General features: G+C 70.2%; 19 protein-coding genes. 3 read left to right on the forward strand and 16 right to left on the reverse strand.

The features are described 5' to 3' along the window. Nucleotides 1-205 precede the first annotated feature (205 nt). A complete protein-coding gene (locus QRN49_RS04720) occupies nt 206-1,345 on the reverse strand; it encodes a CE1758 family FMN-dependent luciferase-like monooxygenase (protein WP_284754063.1) in 1,140 nt (379 codons plus the stop codon). 160 nt (nt 1,346-1,505) lie between these two features. Further along, the gene (locus tag QRN49_RS04725; protein ID WP_284754064.1) at nt 1,506-2,405 is read right to left on the reverse strand and encodes a phosphatase PAP2 family protein; all 900 of its coding nucleotides are present in this window, start codon (nt 2,403-2,405) and stop codon (nt 1,506-1,508) included. Nucleotides 2,406-2,646: 241 nt separating this feature from the next. Between QRN49_RS04725 and QRN49_RS04730 the strand changes: the two genes are divergently transcribed. After that, nucleotides 2,647-3,093 carry a DUF4383 domain-containing protein gene (locus QRN49_RS04730; protein ID WP_284754066.1) on the forward strand — a complete coding sequence of 149 codons (447 nt, stop codon included), beginning with the start codon at nt 2,647-2,649 and terminating at the stop codon, nt 3,091-3,093. Between the two features lie 300 nt (nt 3,094-3,393). Here QRN49_RS04730 and QRN49_RS04735 read toward each other — a convergent pair whose 3' ends face one another. The 12 genes from QRN49_RS04735 to QRN49_RS04790 form a co-directional block, all read right to left on the reverse strand. Further along, nucleotides 3,394-4,716, reverse strand: a complete 1,323-nt coding sequence (locus QRN49_RS04735; RefSeq protein ID WP_284754068.1) for an ATP-dependent DNA helicase — start codon at nt 4,714-4,716, stop codon at nt 3,394-3,396. Further along, on the reverse strand, nt 4,713-6,752 hold the full coding sequence (locus QRN49_RS04740; RefSeq protein WP_284754069.1) for a bifunctional copper resistance protein CopD/cytochrome c oxidase assembly protein: 2,040 nt from the start codon (nt 6,750-6,752) through the stop codon (nt 4,713-4,715). Before QRN49_RS04740 ends, QRN49_RS04735 begins: the two co-directional genes overlap by 4 nt. Before the next feature lie 181 nt (nt 6,753-6,933). Further along, on the reverse strand, nt 6,934-7,221 hold the full coding sequence (locus tag QRN49_RS04745) for an HU family DNA-binding protein (RefSeq protein ID WP_017886454.1): 288 nt from the start codon (nt 7,219-7,221) through the stop codon (nt 6,934-6,936). A gap of 290 nt (nt 7,222-7,511) precedes the next feature. Continuing rightward, nucleotides 7,512-7,817, reverse strand: a complete 306-nt coding sequence (gene rpsN / locus QRN49_RS04750) for a 30S ribosomal protein S14 (protein ID WP_017886455.1) — start codon at nt 7,815-7,817, stop codon at nt 7,512-7,514. A gap of 2 nt (nt 7,818-7,819) precedes the next feature. After that, nucleotides 7,820-7,990, reverse strand: a complete 171-nt coding sequence (gene rpmG, locus QRN49_RS04755; RefSeq protein WP_017886456.1) for a 50S ribosomal protein L33 — start codon at nt 7,988-7,990, stop codon at nt 7,820-7,822. Beyond that, complete coding sequence (gene rpmB, locus QRN49_RS04760) at nt 7,990-8,226, reverse strand: 50S ribosomal protein L28 (protein WP_027464952.1); 237 nt, start codon at nt 8,224-8,226, stop codon at nt 7,990-7,992. The genes rpmG and rpmB overlap by 1 nt, the downstream gene beginning before the upstream one ends. A 439-nt stretch (nt 8,227-8,665) precedes the next feature. Further along, nucleotides 8,666-9,361, reverse strand: a complete 696-nt coding sequence (locus QRN49_RS04765) for an alpha/beta fold hydrolase (RefSeq protein ID WP_284754101.1) — start codon at nt 9,359-9,361, stop codon at nt 8,666-8,668. 10 nt (nt 9,362-9,371) lie between these two features. Next, nucleotides 9,372-9,797, reverse strand: coding sequence for a Fur family transcriptional regulator (locus tag QRN49_RS04770; protein ID WP_284754103.1), 426 nt, complete (start codon nt 9,795-9,797; stop codon nt 9,372-9,374). Next, nucleotides 9,794-10,732 carry a metal ABC transporter permease gene (locus QRN49_RS04775; RefSeq protein ID WP_071404908.1) on the reverse strand — a complete coding sequence of 313 codons (939 nt, stop codon included), beginning with the start codon at nt 10,730-10,732 and terminating at the stop codon, nt 9,794-9,796. Before QRN49_RS04775 ends, QRN49_RS04770 begins: the two co-directional genes overlap by 4 nt. Continuing rightward, complete coding sequence (locus QRN49_RS04780) at nt 10,732-11,577, reverse strand: metal ABC transporter ATP-binding protein (RefSeq protein ID WP_284755146.1); 846 nt, start codon at nt 11,575-11,577, stop codon at nt 10,732-10,734. Before QRN49_RS04780 ends, QRN49_RS04775 begins: the two co-directional genes overlap by 1 nt. Nucleotides 11,578-11,624: 47 nt before the next feature. Next, on the reverse strand, nt 11,625-12,539 hold the full coding sequence (locus tag QRN49_RS04785; protein WP_111024690.1) for a metal ABC transporter solute-binding protein, Zn/Mn family: 915 nt from the start codon (nt 12,537-12,539) through the stop codon (nt 11,625-11,627). Nucleotides 12,540-12,666: 127 nt separating this feature from the next. Beyond that, the gene (locus tag QRN49_RS04790) at nt 12,667-13,935 is read right to left on the reverse strand and encodes a PTS transporter subunit EIIC (RefSeq protein ID WP_152377274.1); all 1,269 of its coding nucleotides are present in this window, start codon (nt 13,933-13,935) and stop codon (nt 12,667-12,669) included. Nucleotides 13,936-14,113: 178 nt separating this feature from the next. Here QRN49_RS04790 and QRN49_RS04795 point away from each other — a divergent pair, with 178 nt between their 5' ends. Together QRN49_RS04795 and QRN49_RS04800 are read left to right on the forward strand one after the other, a co-directional pair. Next, on the forward strand, nt 14,114-14,350 hold the full coding sequence (locus QRN49_RS04795; RefSeq protein WP_017886464.1) for a PTS sugar transporter subunit IIB: 237 nt from the start codon (nt 14,114-14,116) through the stop codon (nt 14,348-14,350). After that, nucleotides 14,347-14,799 (forward strand): PTS sugar transporter subunit IIA, encoded by a 453-nt coding sequence (locus QRN49_RS04800; RefSeq protein WP_284754108.1) that lies wholly within the window; start codon nt 14,347-14,349, stop codon nt 14,797-14,799. The genes QRN49_RS04795 and QRN49_RS04800 overlap by 4 nt, the downstream gene beginning before the upstream one ends. Before the next feature lie 78 nt (nt 14,800-14,877). On the opposite strand, the gene QRN49_RS04805 is transcribed toward QRN49_RS04800, so the two are convergent. Next, the gene (locus QRN49_RS04805; RefSeq protein ID WP_017886466.1) at nt 14,878-15,612 is read right to left on the reverse strand and encodes a GntR family transcriptional regulator; all 735 of its coding nucleotides are present in this window, start codon (nt 15,610-15,612) and stop codon (nt 14,878-14,880) included. A 126-nt stretch (nt 15,613-15,738) separates the two neighbouring features. Next, nucleotides 15,739-16,320: a GNAT family N-acetyltransferase gene (locus tag QRN49_RS04810; RefSeq protein WP_284754110.1), complete on the reverse strand. Its 582-nt coding sequence runs from the start codon at nt 16,318-16,320 to the stop codon at nt 15,739-15,741. Between the last annotated feature and the right edge of the window lie 11 nt (nt 16,321-16,331).

Below are 16,331 nucleotides of genomic sequence, written 5' to 3' on the forward strand. Positions count from 1 at the left end.
CGAGACGGACGGGAGGCCCGGTGCCAGCTGGCACCGTCCCTCCCGGCACGGCCGTCGTGCCGCTGGCGCGTCACGCCGGAACCGGCGGATGGGGCCCACCTCCCGTCCGATTTGGGGTCGCGCCCACCGCGCATGGTGAGCAGCAATGGTCGGGTCACCTCGCGGGACCCGACCGCTCCTGCTCACGAAGCGAGCGCTGCGAGCGTCAGACGGACGCGCCCGTCCACTCGTCCTCGGCGGCGACGTGGTCGCTGCCGACCGTGCCGGCCGCCATCGCAGCAGCGGCGCGTGCCGCGTGCGACGGCGGGTCCGACGGCACGTCGGCCGGGCGCCCCTCGTCGTTGAGCTTGCGCAGCTCCGGCACGATGTCCGTGGCCAGGATGTCGATCTGCTCGAGCACCGTCATGAGCGGCAGGCCGGCGTGGTCGATGAGGAACAGCTGGCGCTGGTAGTGGCCGACGTGGTCCTTCATCGCGGCGTACCGGTCGATGACCTGCTGCGGCGAACCGACGGTGAGCGGGGTCTGGGCGGTGAAGTCCTCCATCGAGGGGCCGTGACCGTAGACCGGAGCGTTGTCGAAGTAGGGCCGGAACTCGTTGATCGCGTCCTGCGAGTTCTTCCGCGCGAAGAACTGCCCGCCGAGCCCGACGATCGCCTGGTCGGCGCGGCCGTGGCCGTAGTGCTCGAAGCGCTGGCGGTACAGGCCGACCATCTGCTCGGTGTGCTGGATCGGCCAGAAGATGTTGTTGTGGAAGAAGCCGTCACCGTAGTAGGCGGCCTGCTCGGCGATCTCCGGCGTGCGGATCGAGCCGTGCCAGACGAACGGCGGGACACCGTCGAGCGGACGCGGGGTCGAGGTGAAGCCCTGCAGCGGCGTGCGGAACTTGCCCTGCCAGTTGACGACGTCGTTCTCCCACAGCTGGCGGACGAGCGCGTAGTTCTCGATCGCCAGGTTGACGCCCTGGCGGATGTCCTGCCCGAACCACGGGTAGACGGGGCCGGTGTTGCCGCGGCCCATCATGAGGTCCATGCGGCCGTCGGACACGACCTGGAGCATCGCGTACTCCTCGGCGATGCGCACCGGGTCGTTCGTGGTGATCAGGGTCGTCGACGTGGACAGGGTGATGTCCTTCGTCCTCGCCGCCAGGTAGGCGAGCAGCGTGGTCGGCGACGAGGCCACGAACGGCGGGTTGTGGTGCTCGCCGGTCGCGAAGACATCGAGCCCGGCCTGGTCGGCGTGCTCGGCGATCGTCAGGATGTCGCGGACGCGCTGGGTGTCGTCCGGCGTGGTGCCGGTCGTGGGGTCGGTCGTGACGTCACTGACCGTGAAGATGCCGAACTGCATGATGCGCCGCCTTTCGCGATATCGATGCGTTTGCATCGACTTGCTCGGTACAACGTAGCGCACGGCGTGGCATTCCCGCCAGGCTCGCGCCCGTCAGTCGGGCGGCCTGGAGGCCCGGTTCGGCTCCCCGGGTCAGCGGGCGGCTGGCAACGTGGCCGGGTCAGCGGGTGGTCGGCAGCGTGGCCGGGTCGGTGCGCGCGGCGTGGTGCATCCCGTCGAGGAACCACACCGTCGTCACGACCGCCAGGACGCTCGCGCTGGACGCCAACCGCCCCGCCACCAGGATCGCGGCGTGGTCGTACGCGCCGTCACCGGTCAGGCCGACCACGAGCGCCGCGACACCGATCACCAGCGTGAGCCCGGTCGCGACGAGGAGCACGACACTCACCACCCGCCGCGGCCCGCGCCGACCGTCACGGTCGCCCCGGAGCCCGCGGTCGACCCGGGGTCCGACCGCGCGGACGATCCCGAGCCAGAACACCGCGATCGCGCAGGCGCCGATGATGTCGCTGACCCGGTGCCAGCCGTAGACCACGGTCTGGTTCGCCACGAAGACCGCGTACCCGACGCCGACGATGGTCACCAGCGGGCGGAACCGACGAGGCGTGACCATCAGGACCGCGAACAGCGCCGCCAGTGCGATCGTCGCGTGCCCGGACGGGAACGAGTTCGGCGTCGTCGACTGAGCGATCTCAGGGCGCACGGCGATACGCTTGACGAGCGTCGAGGTGGCCGCCGACGCGAGCACCACGACCCCCGCGCCGAGTCCCACCGAGAGCCGCCGTCTGGCGAACGCCACGGCGACGATCACGACGACGAGCAACAGGATCACCGGCACCGAGATGACGTTGAGCGCAGTGTCCGAGCTGAACAGGTCGGACTCCCGGACCCCGCCGAGCGCGGCGTCCTCCGCTTTCTGACCGACCGGGGTCAGCACCGCGACCCCGTAGACGAGAGGCACGATCACGAACCCCAGAGCCGCCAGCGCAGCCCACCGCACCCGCCGCGAGACCCACGGTCCGCGCGACTCGGATGCACTGCGCTCGGGTGTCAAGGTCACCGGGCTGGTCCTCCTCGGAGTGGTCGTCGTCGGGCTCGTCGCACGACTGGCGGCGGCGCTGCGATTGGGTCGGTCGGGGTCCGACACGATACCGTTGGAGCACCGGCCGGAGGCTGGGAACCGCACCCCCGTCGGCCGTGCACTGCGCGCTGACACGAGGGGATCGGTGATCCCCGCCGGGCCGTCGCACCACGCGGGACCGACGCACGTCGCGTCGGCAGTGTACGAGGAGGAAACCGAAGTGGCCATCAAGGAACCGGGCATCATCGCCTCGCCGAACCGGGGTCTCGCACTCACGGCCGGCGGCGTCCTCGCACTCTGGGGCGTCCTGGGCTTCTTCTTCGCCGCCGACGGCGACCCGGGCTTCTTCAACCGCCAGGGCGGCATGCTGTGGAACGCGTTCGGCGTCAACCCGGCGCTCTGCCTGGTGTGGGTGCTGCTCGCCGCGGTCCTGCTCATCACCGGCCTCGGCAACACCGTCGGTTCGCGCAACGGGAACCTGCTCGTCGGCGCCCTGCTCGTCCTCTTCGCGGTGTACGGCTTCGTCTTCGTCGACAGCTCGGCCAACGTCTTCGCGCTGAACACCACGGACAACGTGTTCCACGCGATCGTCGGTGTGCTCCTGCTGCTCACCGCGCTCGGTGCCGACAAGGAGAACCTCCGCGCACTGCGTGCAGCGCGCGCCTGACGCACCCGCTCGGCCGCACTCCCGACGCCCGTCTGCCGCTCCGGCAGGCGGGCGTCGTCGTGTGTGCGGGGGCGGGGCGGCGGGGTGGTCCGGCGGGGGTGTCGTCCGGTCACGACTCCCCACTCAGGTCCGCCGGCCGGTCACGAACTGTCGGATGCGGAGTGTCCAAGCGACGACGAGTGACCACTCGGCGCAGGACCGACGGGGAGTCGTGACCGCTCGGCGGTGTGCGACCGGGCAGGCAGGCGCGCGTGCTCGGCGGCGTGAGGCCGAAGCGGACCGGACGGCCAGTCGGGCGCGTCAGTCGGCGTCGGAGTCGGCGTCGGGCTGCTGCTTCGGGGCCTCGAGCTCGGTGGCGACGATGCGGGGCGCCTCGGACATGAAGCGTCGGACGTCCAGGTCGACGATGATGTCCTGCGGCCGGAGCGGCCGGGTGAGGAACAGCCCCTCGAGCGAGGTCAGCCGCGACAGCGCCACGTACGTCTGACCCGCGCTGAACACCCGGTTGCCGAGGTCGACCACGGCCCGGTCGTAGGTGCTGCCCTGCGACTTGTGGATGGTCACGGCCCAGGCGAGCCGGAGCGGGAACTGCTGGAACTCCCCGACGGTGTCCTTCTTGAGTTCCTTCTTGTCCGCGTCGTACGAGTACTTGAACTTCTCCCACACCGATGGCTGGACCTCGAACGACTCACCGTCGACGTCGACCCACACCGTGTCGCGGATGGCCGTCACGATGCCCAGGGTGCCGTTCACCCAGCGCTGGTCGGCGTCGTTGCGCAGGAACATCACGTGCGCACCGGGCTTCAGCTCGAGGGCTTCGTCGGCCGGGAAGTTCCGTCCACCGAAGTCGCCGTTCACGTCGGCCTTGGCGGTCTTCACCTTGCCGGGCAGCCGCTCGAGGGCAGCCTTGTTGATCCGGGCGACCGTGTCGTTGCGGGTCGCCAGGGTGATGGCGTCGTCCGGGGCCGGGCGGGCCCCCGCGGTGTTCAGCTGCTCGGCGATGTCCGCGGTGACCCGGCCGTGCCGGACGGCGGTGAGCATCGCTGCGAAGGCGTCGTCGCGCTGTCGGTGCACCGTGGCGAGCTCGATGATGTTGAGCTCGGCCTCGAGCCACACCTTGGCGTCGAAGAACCACATCGACCGGTAGTGGTCGGTGAAGTAGGCGCGCTCGTCGGCGTCGCCAGGCACCGGGGGCAGCTGGTACGGGTCGCCGAACATCACGACCTGCACACCCCCGAACGGCTCGAACTGCCGACCGCGGGCCTTGCGGAGCGACCGGTCCATGCCGTCGAGCAGGTCGGCGTTGACCATCGAGACCTCGTCGATGACCAGGGTGTCGATCGTGTTGAGGAGCTTGCGGGTGTCCGGGCCCTGCCGCAGCTCGGCGTCGGCGATGAGTCCGATCGGCAGCCGGAACAGGGAGTGGATCGTCTGGCCGCCGACGTTGAGCGCGGCGACCCCCGTCGGGGCGCAGATGACGACCTGCTTCTCGGTGTTCCACGACAGGTGGTTGAGCAGCGTGGACTTGCCCGTGCCGGCCCGGCCGGTGATGAACACGTGGTCACGGGTGTGCTCGATGTACTCGAAGACGGCGCTCTGTTCGTCGCTCAGCTCGATGCTCATCGGGCGTCCGCCCCGGGCGAGGGTTCGAGGTCGTCGCTGCCGTCGTCGAAGTCCAGGTCGTCCTGGTCAACCCGGGCAGCGGGCTCAGCGGCAGCGGAGGGACCGGCAGCTGCGTCGCCGGCAGCAACTGCGTCAACGGCGTCGACCGGGTCTCCCCCGTCACGCCGCAGCCGTACGAGCACCACCACGACCACCGTCACCAGGAGCAGCACCCCGGCGACGATCAGCACGAGCCCGGCTCGGGCCTGGTCGACGAGCGGATCCGGTCCCCACGTCCGGCCCATCGCACCGAACCACGAGGCCTGCAGCAGCCCGAGCGGGCCGCGCATCGCGATGCCGAGCGAGACCGTGCCCGCCGCGATCACCACCGCCCCGACGATCCGGACGACGGCGGCCGCAGTGGTCGGACGACGGTGCCCGGCGGGGATCGGGGTGCAGAGCGTCGGGACGGCCAGCAGCCCGACCAGCAGGAACACGGCGTCGCTGACGGTACGACCGGTGGGGTCGCTCACCGACCACCGCACGGCGTCGGTGGCGAAGAAGGCCCACCACAGGGCCGCCGCGAGCAGGAACGCGGGGAACGGCTGGGCCAGGTACCGCACGGAGGGGTGCTCGACGATGACGTCCGTCCACTCACGCACACCCGTGCTGTCGTCGTTCCGAGGGTGCACGGCGGCGCGGATCAGGGCGACCGGTGCCGCCGCCCACACCAGGGCGGGGACCACCAGGCCGAGCAGCACGTGGGCACCGACGTTCGCCGAGACGAGGAACCGGTCGTACTGGTGGAGCGAGCCCGAGGTCGCGACCACCAGGGACACGATCGCCAGGGCCGCGGCGATCGAGCGTCGCGCCGGCCACCGCACGCCGTTCCGACGCAGTCGCACGACGCCGGCCACGTACGTCGCGGCGAGCAGCACGGCGGCCATCAGCCAGAACAGGTCGATGTTCCACTGGGTCAGCCAGCCCCACGCACCGGGCGCGTGCGGCAGCAGGTCGTCGGTCAGGAGCTCCGCCGGGCTCGGGTCGGTGGTCTTGCTCAGGGCGATCTGGTCGACCGGGGTGGCGGTCCGTCCGAGCGCCGCGGCGAACCCCGACGCCACACCCATCACCGCGAGCTCGACGACGATGAGGGTCCAGAAGGGCCGCTGCCGACCGGGCGAGGTGGTCAGCGCACGGATTGCCCGACGGCGCTGCACCGCGCCGAGGACCCCGATGGCCACGATCGCGCCGATCTTCACCAGGACGAGCGTGCCGTACGGGGTGAACAGGTTCGACAGCGCCCCGACTCGGATCTGCGCAGACGCGGTGCCCGAGACGGCGACGAGCACGAAGCAGCCGAGGGCGATGCTCGAGTACCGGGCCACGACCACGGCCAGCCGGTCGCCGGGCAGCACCCCGCGCAGCAGCACGAGCATGACGAGCCCACCGACCCACAGCGCCGCACCGACCAGGTGCAGCCCCAGTGCGGTCACGGCGGCGTCGTGGCTGGCGGTGCCGGCGGCGTGGCCCTGTTGCGCGAGCGGGATGAGACCGATCATCGAGACGCCGGCGGTCAGGGCGACCATGCCCCGCGAACGGACGGCGAAACACAGCACCGTGACGGCCGCGGCGACGAGGACGGTCACGAGCCAGGCGAGCCCGAGCTCGGTGCCGGTGAGGAAGACCCCCATCGACTGCCCGAACTGCTCGTCGATGCTGATGCGCGAACCGGCGACGCTGAGGAACGTGCAGAACGTGGCGACGGCCGACGCGACCGTCCAGACACCACTGGCCCCGGCGGCGACGTCGATCGCGCGGTTCCACTCGGGGCCGGAGCGCGAGAGGCCGACGGTCGCCAGCGCGAGCCCACCGATCGTGGTGGCCGCGGACAGGTCGACGACGAGCCGGGCGATCGGCAGCCCGAAGCGGACGACGGGCCCCGGGTCGGCGATCAGTGCGGGGTTCGCGCCCCCACCGATGACGAGCGCCGTGAGCAGCGCCACGAACCCGACGAGCAGGAGCACGGCGGGACCGGCGATGCGCGCGATCCGATTCACCCGTCAAGCCTAGGCGGTGCCCACCCGGCCGACGGACGGGGCGGCCGATCTGTGCAAACCGGCACGGGCCTCCAGGCAGGACATGCGCACCGGGCGCACGCACGCGTGCACGCGCACGCACGCGCCCCGGGAACGACGAAAGGGACGGCCGAAGCCGTCCCTCCCGATGCGCGGAACAGTCTTACTTGACCGCAGCCTTGAGCTTCGAGCCGGCGCTGACCTTGACCGAGTCGCTCGCGGCGATCTCGATGGCGTCACCCGTCTGCGGGTTGCGGCCGGTGCGGGCGGCGCGGTGCGTCTTCTCGAAGGCGATCCAACCGGGGATCGTGACCTTCGTGCCGTCGGCGACGGACGACGAGACGACGCTGAAGAGCGCGTCGACGACGCCGTTGACGGTGGCCTGGCTCTGGCCGGACTCAGCGGCGACGGCAGCGACGAGCTCGGTGCGGTTCAGTGACTTGTCAGCCATGGATGTCCTCCTCGGACTTCTTGCAGTATCGGTCGGACGCACGTGTCGTCCGGCGCCCGGAGCGGGTGCCCCGTGCCACGGTGCCAGTGGGCCGAGGGCCCGGCGGAACCGGAGTTGAACCTACCAGCCGCCGGGGGTGAAAACCGCCGACTCGCCCGGATTTCCGGGGTTGTCGGGGCTCCGAGGGGGTGCTGGAGGGGCAGATGTGACGAATGACGGCTCGCGTGTACCCCGTACACAGCGAACGCCCCGCCACCAGGAGGTGACGGGGCGTCGTGTACTGCGAGTGCTTACCAGGAGCTCTTCGTGATGCCGGGGAGCTCGCCGCGGTGGGCCATGTCACGGAAACGGACACGGCTGATGCCGAACTCACCGAGGTGGCCACGGGGGCGGCCGTCGATGGCGTCGCGGTTGCGGTAGCGGATGGGCGATGCGTCGCGGGGCAGCTTCTGCAGGCCCACGCGGGCGGCCTCACGCGACTCGTCGGTGCCGTTCGGGTCCACGAGGGCCTTCTTCAGCTCGAGACGACGCTCGGCGTAGCGCGCGATGATGACGGCACGCTGGTTGTTCTTCGCGATCTTGCTCTTCTTCGCCATGCTTAGCGCTCCTCACGGAAGTCGACGTGCTTGCGGATCACCGGGTCGTACTTCTTGAGCACGAGTCGGTCGGGGTTGTTCCGACGGTTCTTCTTGGTCACGTAGGTGAACCCGGTGCCCGCCGTCGAGCGGAGCTTGATGATCGGACGGATGTCCTGACCCTTTTTCGCCATCAGATCTTCTCCCCACGGGCGAGGAGATCCTTGACGACGGACTCGATGCCACGTGCGTCGATCACCTTGATGCCCTTCGCGCTGAGCGTGAGCGTGACGTTACGACGAAGCGAGGGCACGTAGTACGTCTTCTTCTGCACGTTCGGGTCGAAGCGACGCTTCGTCCGGCGGTGCGAGTGCGAGATGTTGTGACCGAAGCCGGGAACGGCGCCGGTCACCTGGCACACTGCTGCCATGGTTTCCTCCTGAGTACCGTGCGACCGGACGGCCGCACCCAAGTTCACTTGCCTGGTGCACACGCGCAGTGCCACCGGGGTGGCCGTGCGAGGGGGTTGTGCGCACCGCCCAGGTCCGCATCGCCTGTCGAAGGAGAGCCGGACACCGCGCGACCGCGGCGTTCGCGACGGTCGGAGGGCTTGGAACAACGGGTCCGCCGCGCGGACGCGGAGAACCAGGGGTCCACGTTACGCGAGGACCGGGCGTGTCGCAAGCCGCGCCTCCAGGCCTGGAGGCCCGTGGCGGCCGGACGGGGCCGCTCACGTGGCCTCGTTGGTCGCCCCCCACGGCGTTCGAGCGTGCAGAAAACACCGGGTACCGGAGGCGGACCCGACGTCTTCTGCGCACTCGACGGCGACGGCGACGCGTGCTCGAGGCCGCGCGCCCGGCGCTGCGCGCCTACGGCGCCTGCGTCGGCTTGGGCGCAAGCGCCTGCACCATCAGCTCCCCGAGCTGCTGCGGCGCCGTGAACATCGGCCAGTGGCCGGTCTCGAGCCCGACGATGGAGAGTTCCTCGGTCGCGACGAGCTCGGCCGCCCAGGCCTGGTGGTCCGCCACCATCGCCAGCAGCTCGGCGGCGGGGATCTCGCAGGTGATGATCGTCGCGGGGATCGTGTGCCGTGCCGCGTCGGCGTAGTGGAACCGGTCCGACGGCACCGAGGCCGGCTCGGGGATCGCCCGGTGCTCGACGTCCTGCCGGACCTCGGGCGTCATGCCCCGGACGGTGGCGGGTTCCCAGATGTCCCACGACGGCAGCGGTACGACCCCGTCGACCACGGGCAGTTCGTCGTTGACGCACCCGCCTTCCGGCCCCGGGAACGTGTCGACGTAGAGCAGGTGCGCGACGAGCGACGGGCGCTGGTCGGCGGCCATGTACGCGATCGGCCCGGCACCCGAGTGTCCGGCGAGCACGACGGGTTCGTCGGCGGACGCGACGTCGTCCAGGATCGCGACCAGCGCGGCGACCTGCTCGTCGAGCGTGTCGCCGTCGCGCGTGACGGCCTGCACCGAGTGCCCGGCTTCCCGGAGCACCGGGGCGGCGTCGTCCCACGCGCTCGCGTCGAGCCAGAACCCGGGGACCAGGATGACGTGCATGCGGGGCAGGTTACTCGCCGGTGGAGTCCGTCGTGCGGGCTGCCGTGCAGACGGCGCACTCGCCGAAGATGTCGACGACGTGACTGGCGTTGGTGAACCCGTTGGCGGCGGCGACGTCCTGCGCCCACTGCTCCACCGGGTCCGCCTCGATCTCGACGGTCCTGCCGCAGTTCCGGCAGATCAGGTGGTGGTGGTGCGCGTCCGTCGTGCACGCCCGGTACAGCGATTCGCCGTCCTGCTGCAGCGAGTCGGCGTCACCCTCGGTGGCCAGGTCGGCGAGCGCCCGGTAGACGGTGGCCAGGCCGATGGTCGAGCCCTCGTCCCGCAGGTGCTGGTGCAGCGCCTGCGCACTGACGAACCCGTCGGTCGAGTCGAGGGCTCCGCGCACCGCTTCGCGCTGCCACGTGTTCCGCTTGGTCTTCTGCACGGCGTTCATGCTGACACCTCTTCCTTCCGACCGGCTGTCGACGTCGTCCCTGCCTGGAGGCCCGGCTCGCCCCCGCCACGCTGGCTCCGGCCGGCGACGCGGTTGCGTCCCCGCTTGTCGCGTCGCGACCCGATGATCCGGCAGACCACCCAGATCGCGAACGAGATGGTCGTCACGTACGGGCTGATCGGCAGGCCGCCGCCCAGTGCGAGCAGGATGCCGCCGACGACCGACGTCACCGCGAACACCGTCGACAGCACCGGCACGACGACCGGATGGGAGCTGAGCCGCAGGGCCGCGGCCGCCGGGGTGACCAGCAGGGAGAGCACGAGCAACGCTCCGACGATCTGCACCGACACGGCGGTGGCCAGTCCGAGCACGAGCATGAACACGATCGCGAGGGTCCGCACCGGGATCCCCGCGGCCGCAGCCACGTCGGGGTCGACCGAGGCGAACATCAGCGGGCGCCAGATGACGAGCAGCGTCGCCACGACGATCGCGGCGACCACGATCAGGAACGTCAGCTGCGGGTTGTCGACCGAGACGATCTGCCCGGTGAGCAACCCGAACTTGTTGGCGGCCCGGCCCTTGTAGAGCGCCAGGCAGAGGATGCCGAGCCCGAGCCCGAACGGCATCAGGACGGCGATGATCGAGTTGCGTTCCCGGGCACGCGACCCGAGGAGACCGATGAGCAGGGCGGCGATGACCGACCCGACGAGCGATCCGGACACCACGTTCACCCCGAGCAGCAGCGAGGCACTGGCCCCGGCGAACGAGAGCTCCGAGATGCCGTGCACGGCGAACGGCATGTTCCGGGCGACGACGAACGGGCCGATGAGCCCGCCGACGATGCCGAGCACCGCGCCGGCCCAGATCGAGTTCTGCACGAGCACGAGGAGCTCGCCGTAGTCCTGGAACGAGAAGACGGTCGACAGCAGGTCCATCAGATCCGCCCTTCGTCGGGCTGGTCGGCGTGCGGGTCGACCTCGCCCGGGTGGTGCTCGTGGGCCTCGTTGGCCCCGACGATGACGATGCGTCCCATGGTGCGGACGACGTCGACGGGCGTGCCGTACAGGTCGCTGAGCACGTCGGCACACAGGACCTCGTCCGGTGAACCGATCCGGAACCGACCGCCGGCGATGTAGAGGACCCGGTCGACCACGTCGAGGATCGGGTTCACGTCGTGCGTCACGAACAGCACGGCGGCCTCGCGCTGCCGGCGCTCGCGGTCGATGAGCTCGGTGATCCCGCGCTGGTGCCGCAGGTCGAGCGAGATGAGGGGTTCGTCGCACAGCAGCAGGGCGGGGTCGGCGGCGATGGCCTGCCCGACGCGGGTGCGCTGCTGCTCACCGCCGGAGAGCTCGGCGACGGGGGCGTCCGCGAAGGCGGTGGCGCCGACCTCGTCGAGGACCCGGTCGATGCGCATCCGGTCGGCCTTCGAGGCCCGTCGGATCCCCCACCGGTGCCCGGTCACGCCCTGGGCGATCATGTCCCGCGCGCGCAGGGGCGTCCCCGCCTCCATCAGGCGCTGCTGCGGGATGTAGCCGATCTTCCGGTGGCCGCGGTGCACCGGCTGCCCGAGGAACGACATCGTGCCGCTCGTCAGTCGCTGCTGCCCGAGGACGGTTCGGAGCAGTGAGGTCTTGCCGGCGCCGTTCGGGCCGAGGACCGCGACGAACTCCCCCGGCGCGAGGTCGAGGTCGAGGCCTGCCCAGAGCTTCCGGGCGCCGTAGGACAAGCCGGCGTCGCGGAGCGCGAGGACCGGACGAGCCGCAGCCCGGTCGTCCACCGTGGTGGTCGCCGGGCCGTGGGTCGCCGCTGCTGCGGTCGAGGTCGTCACTTCTGGAGCGCTGCCTTCACCGCGTCGATGTTCGCCTGCTGCCACGAGACGTAATCCTGCCCCTTGGGGAGCGTCTCCGTGACACCGACGACGGGGATGTCGTTCTGCTCGGCCGCCTTCTGGACCTGCTCGGTCTCGGGGCTCGACGCCTGGTTGTTGTAGGCGAGCAGCTGCACGCGCTTGCCGGTGAACAGCGCGAGGGTGTCGCGGAGGGCCGCCGGCGGGACGTCGTCGCCTTCCTCGATGGCCTCTGAGAAGGCCGGCGGGGTCTCGTTCTCGAGCCCCATCGCGTCGAACAGGTACCCCGGCACCGGCTCGGTGTACGCCACCTTGTCGCCGGAGTCCTGCTTCTTGACGGCGTCGGTCTGGGACTCGAGGTCCTCGAGCTTGGTGGTGAGCGTTGCGGCGTTCTTCTCGAAGGCGTCCTTGCCGCTCTCGTCGAGCGCGCTGAGGTCCTTCGTGACCGCCTCGACCAGCTTCACCATCGTCGGGTAGCTGTAGAAGACGTGCTCGTTGAACTCGGCGCTGCCGCCCTTGTCGAGGCCGGAGAGCTTCACGACGTTGATGGTGTCCGCCTTGGTGTCCGAGGCGTTCGCGAGCGTCGTCATGAAGTCGTCGTAGCCGCCACCGTTCTCGATGAGCAGGTCGGCCTTGGACACGGAGAGCTGTGTGCGGGCGCTCGACTCGAACGAGTGCGGGTCCTGCGACGGGTCGCTCAGGATGCTCGTCACGGTGACGGCGTCGCCACCGATGGTCTTGACGATCGAGCCGTAGACGTTGGTGGAGGCGACGACGTTGATCGTGCCGTCACTGCTGCTGGCCTCCCCCGAGGCGGACGAGGTGGCGCACCCGGTCAGGGCGAGCGCGGCGGCGCCGGCGACGAGCGGGAGGGCGAGGAGGCGGTTGTGCATGGCACGACGCTAACGCCTACTGATAACGATTGTCAAAACCGCTATGAGGGCTCTCAGCGCGACCGGGAGACGGACGGGAGGCCCGGTGCCAGCTGGCACCGGGCCTCCCGTCCGTCGGAACGCGCGTCTACGGCTTGGTGGCCGCGTCGATCGTGTTCTCGGCGATCGTGTCCTCTTCACGCCCGGGCGTGCGGAGGTTCCACTTCTTGATCACGAAACTGAACAGGAAGTAGTACACGACCGCGTAGCCGAGGCCGATCGGGATGAGCCAGATCGCTCCGTCCGCCTTGCCGAAGTTCAGCACGTAGTCGATCGCACCGGCCGAGAACGAGAAGCCGTCGTGGATCCCGAGGGCGTTCACCAGCGCCAGCGAGGTGCCCGTGAGCACCGCGTGGATCACGTAGAGCGGGAACGCGACGAACATGAACGAGTACTCGAGCGGCTCGGTGATGCCCGTGACGAACGAGGTCAGTGCGGCGGAGATCATGATGCCGCCGACGAGCTTGCGGTTCTGCGGCTTGGCGTTGCGCCAGATCGCCAGGGCACCGGCGGGCAGCGCGAACATCATGATCGGGAAGAAGCCGGTCTGGAAGATGCCGGCGGTCGGGTCGCCAGCGAGGAACCGGGCGATGTCACCGTGGTAGGTCACGCCGTCGGCACCGGTGAAGCTGCCCAGCTGGAACCACGGGAAGAAGTTGAGCAGCTGGTGCAGTCCGATCGGGATGAGCATGCGGTTCACGAAGCCGAAGATGCCGCCGCCGATCACGGCGTTGTCGGCGACGGCGGTGCCGGCTGCCGTCAGCGCGATGTCGAAGTAGCGGTACACGAACGACATCGCGACGGCGATGACGAGACCCGCGACCGCGGTGAGGATGGGGACGAGGCGACGGCCCGAGAAGAACCCGAGGAAGTCGGGCATCTTCGTGCGGTGGAACTTCTCCCACATGACCGCGGAGACGAGCCCCATCACGATGCCACCGAGCACGCCGAAGTTGATCGTCGCCTGGTCACCGTTCGCGTCCTTCACCCCGGCGAGGACGATCGGGGACATGGCGGCGAACACCTGGTACATGACCATGTACCCGACGACGGCCGCGAGCGCGGTGGTGCCGTCCGACTTCTTGGCCCACCCGATCGCGATGCCGACCGCGAACAGCAGCGGGAGCCAGGTGAAGACACCGTTGCCCGCGGCTGCGACGATCGTCGCGCCCTGTTCGAAGCCCGGGATCGCACCGAGCATGTCGGACTGGCCGAGTCGGAGCAGGATGCCCGCTGCAGGCATGACCGCGATCGGCAGGAGCAGGCTCCGTCCGAGGCGCTGGGCCTGCGCGAACAGCCGTGACTGCTTCTTCGGCTTCTTCTTCTCCGGCACATCCGTGGCAGTGGTGGCGCTCATCGGAGGTCCTCTCGTCATTGGGTGGAGCTGTCGGGGTGAGTTGAGTCGTGCAGCCAGCGCAGGTAACCTCGGCGGTGTCGCCAGGTCCGGTCCTGTCCGGTCATGACCAGTTCCGTAGTCTGATCCGAGAGCGGTCCGGTGTCAACCTGCGACGCAAACCCTTAACGAGGAGGAAACGATGGCCGACATCAAGGCAGCCGACATCATCGCCGCACTCGGCGGTGCCGAGAACATCGAAGAGGTCGAGGGCTGCATCACGCGCCTCCGCGTCGAGGTCGAGGACGGGGACCTGGTCGACAAGGCCGCCCTGCAGGCAGCCGGAGCCCAGGCCGTCGTCGGAGGCGGCACCGGCTGGCAGGTCATCGTCGGCACGGTCGCCGACAACCTCGCCCAGGACATCCAGGACGAACTGTGACCGTCGTCCGCACCCCGTTCGGCGGCCCGGTCGTCACCCTCGCCGACGTGCCCGACCCGGTGTTCGCCGGGCAGCTGGTCGGCGCGGGCGTCGCGGTCGACCCGACGGGCGTCGAGGGTGCGATCACCGCGGTGGCCCCGGTCGACGGCACCATCGTCAAGCTGCACCCGCACGCGTTCGCCCTGCAGGGTGCCGCGGGCACCGACGTCCTGGTGCACGTCGGCATCGACACCGTGAAGCTCTCCGGCGAGGGCTTCGAGCTCCTCGCGACCGAGGGCGACACCGTCACCGCCGGTGACCCCGTCGTCCGGTTCACCCCGTCGGTCATCTCGGCCGCCGGGTACTCGCCGATCTGCCCGGTCGTGGTGCTCGGTTCGACGCCGGACAGCGTCGACCAGGGGACGGTCGGCACCACGGTGCTCGACGGCGACACCCTCTTCGAGGTCTAGGGCCACTTCCCCCTTCGAGAGCGACTGTGTACTGCGGAACACCCGCGGCACACAGTCGCTTTCGCGTTGTCGGGCGGACTACGCGACCGCGGGGGTCGCCGTGACCTCCATCTGCACCCGGTAGCGGTCCGAGCGGTACCAGCTGCGGGTGTGCTCCACGGGGCGTTCCCCCGCGTACGACACCCGGTCGAACTCGAGCACCGGCGCTCCGGTCTTCGTCCCGAGCAGCGTCGCGACGTCGTCGGCCGCCGGGTTCGCCGCGACGGTCTGCTGTGCGCGGTCGATCGGGGTGCCGTACTCCGTGGCGATGATCGAGTACACCGACCCGGACAGGTCGTGGTCGAGCAGGCCCGGGAACGCGTCGGCCACGAGCCAGGCGTCGTCGATCGACACCGGGGCACCATCGGCCATCCGCAGGCGCTTCACGTGGAAGGCCGGCACGTCCGGGTCGATCCGCAGGGCAGCGGCGGTGTCGGCCGGCGGTACCCGCTCCTCGCGCACGAGCACGACCGTCGTCGGCTCGTGCCCCATCGCCCGCATCTCCTCGGTGAACGAGGCGAGGTGCAGCGTCGACTGCACGGGCCGGTGTGCCACGAAGGTGCCCTTGCCGCGGACGCGCTCCAGGTAGCCCTCGTTGACCAGCTGCCCGAGGGCTTCACGCACGGTGATCCGCGAGACGCCGTACTCGGCGATGAGCTGGCGTTCGGACGGGATCGCGGCACCGGGAGCCAGTCGCGTGGTGACGAGGTCGAGCAGGATGCGCCGCAGCTGCTGGTGCTTCGGTTCGGCACCCTCGGTGATGCGGCTCGTCATGCGTCCCTCGTGCTCCGTTGCTGGTCCTGGGCGGTGGTCATGCGCGGACATGACCAGTTCCCATCACAGTAGCGAGTCAGGCCGGGAAGACCAACGTGCGCGGCGACGAACGAACGGAGCGGGTGTTCAGGCGTTGGCGACGAGCCAGGCGAACTGCTCGTCGGAGAGCAGCCGATCCGTCCAGACCTGCCCCTCGACGCCGGCGGCGGCGCGGTTCTGCGGGGCGGGAGCCCCCTGCCACACCAGCGACAGCCCCGCACGACGCAGCACGGCTGCAGAAGCAGGGTTGTTCGTGAGGACCCGGCCGGTCACCGGGACGTCCGGAGCGGTGTCGGCGGCGGCACGGACGGCAGCGAGGGCGATCTCGGACGCGAAGCCCTGCCCCCATGCCGCGGGCGCCAGGCGGTAGCCGAGGTTCCAGACCCCGCCGGCGGTCATGTCGACCCCGCCCACACCGACGAAGGCGTGGTCGGAGGCGCTGCGGATCGCCCAGGATCCGAGGCCGTGGCGTGCACGCCCGCCGATCTTGCGCTGCACCATGTCCACGCTCGAACTCCGCGCCACGTGCCGACCCGTGGGCAGGTGCTGCCACGTGCGGGCGTCCGAGAAGAGCGCGTGCACGTCGTCGATGTCAGCCGGGGTCAGCGGGGTGAGCAGGAGGCGATCCGTTCGGATCTCCTGCGAGGGGGTCAGGAGCTGGTGGACCATGCACCGATCAT

The organism is Curtobacterium sp. ME-Dv--P-122a, assembly GCF_030209645.1.
Lineage (GTDB): Bacteria > Actinomycetota > Actinomycetes > Actinomycetales > Microbacteriaceae > Curtobacterium > Curtobacterium flaccumfaciens.

What these genes read in the sequence shown, in the direction of transcription:
- QRN49_RS04720 (WP_284754063.1), bottom strand. Translation starts at nt 1,345, where the DNA reads ATGCAGTTCGGCATCTTCACGGTCAGTGACGTCACGACCGACCCCACG.
- QRN49_RS04735 (WP_284754068.1), bottom strand. Translation starts at nt 4,716, where the DNA reads ATGAGCATCGAGCTGAGCGACGAACAGAGCGCCGTCTTCGAGTACATC.
- QRN49_RS04745 (WP_017886454.1), bottom strand. Translation starts at nt 7,221, where the DNA reads ATGGCTGACAAGTCACTGAACCGCACCGAGCTCGTCGCTGCCGTCGCC.
- rpsN (WP_017886455.1), bottom strand. Translation starts at nt 7,817, where the DNA reads ATGGCGAAGAAGAGCAAGATCGCGAAGAACAACCAGCGTGCCGTCATC.
- rpmG (WP_017886456.1), bottom strand. Translation starts at nt 7,990, where the DNA reads ATGGCGAAAAAGGGTCAGGACATCCGTCCGATCATCAAGCTCCGCTCG.
- rpmB (WP_027464952.1), bottom strand. Translation starts at nt 8,226, where the DNA reads ATGGCAGCAGTGTGCCAGGTGACCGGCGCCGTTCCCGGCTTCGGTCAC.
- QRN49_RS04765 (WP_284754101.1), bottom strand. Translation starts at nt 9,361, where the DNA reads ATGCACGTCATCCTGGTCCCCGGGTTCTGGCTCGACGCGAGCGCGTGG.
- QRN49_RS04770 (WP_284754103.1), bottom strand. Translation starts at nt 9,797, where the DNA reads ATGAACGCCGTGCAGAAGACCAAGCGGAACACGTGGCAGCGCGAAGCG.
- QRN49_RS04775 (WP_071404908.1), bottom strand. Translation starts at nt 10,732, where the DNA reads ATGGACCTGCTGTCGACCGTCTTCTCGTTCCAGGACTACGGCGAGCTC.
- QRN49_RS04785 (WP_111024690.1), bottom strand. Translation starts at nt 12,539, where the DNA reads ATGCACAACCGCCTCCTCGCCCTCCCGCTCGTCGCCGGCGCCGCCGCG.
- QRN49_RS04790 (WP_152377274.1), bottom strand. Translation starts at nt 13,935, where the DNA reads ATGAGCGCCACCACTGCCACGGATGTGCCGGAGAAGAAGAAGCCGAAG.
- QRN49_RS04795 (WP_017886464.1), top strand. Translation starts at nt 14,114, where the DNA reads ATGGCCGACATCAAGGCAGCCGACATCATCGCCGCACTCGGCGGTGCC.
- QRN49_RS04805 (WP_017886466.1), bottom strand. Translation starts at nt 15,612, where the DNA reads ATGACGAGCCGCATCACCGAGGGTGCCGAACCGAAGCACCAGCAGCTG.
- QRN49_RS04810 (WP_284754110.1), bottom strand. Translation starts at nt 16,320, where the DNA reads ATGGTCCACCAGCTCCTGACCCCCTCGCAGGAGATCCGAACGGATCGC.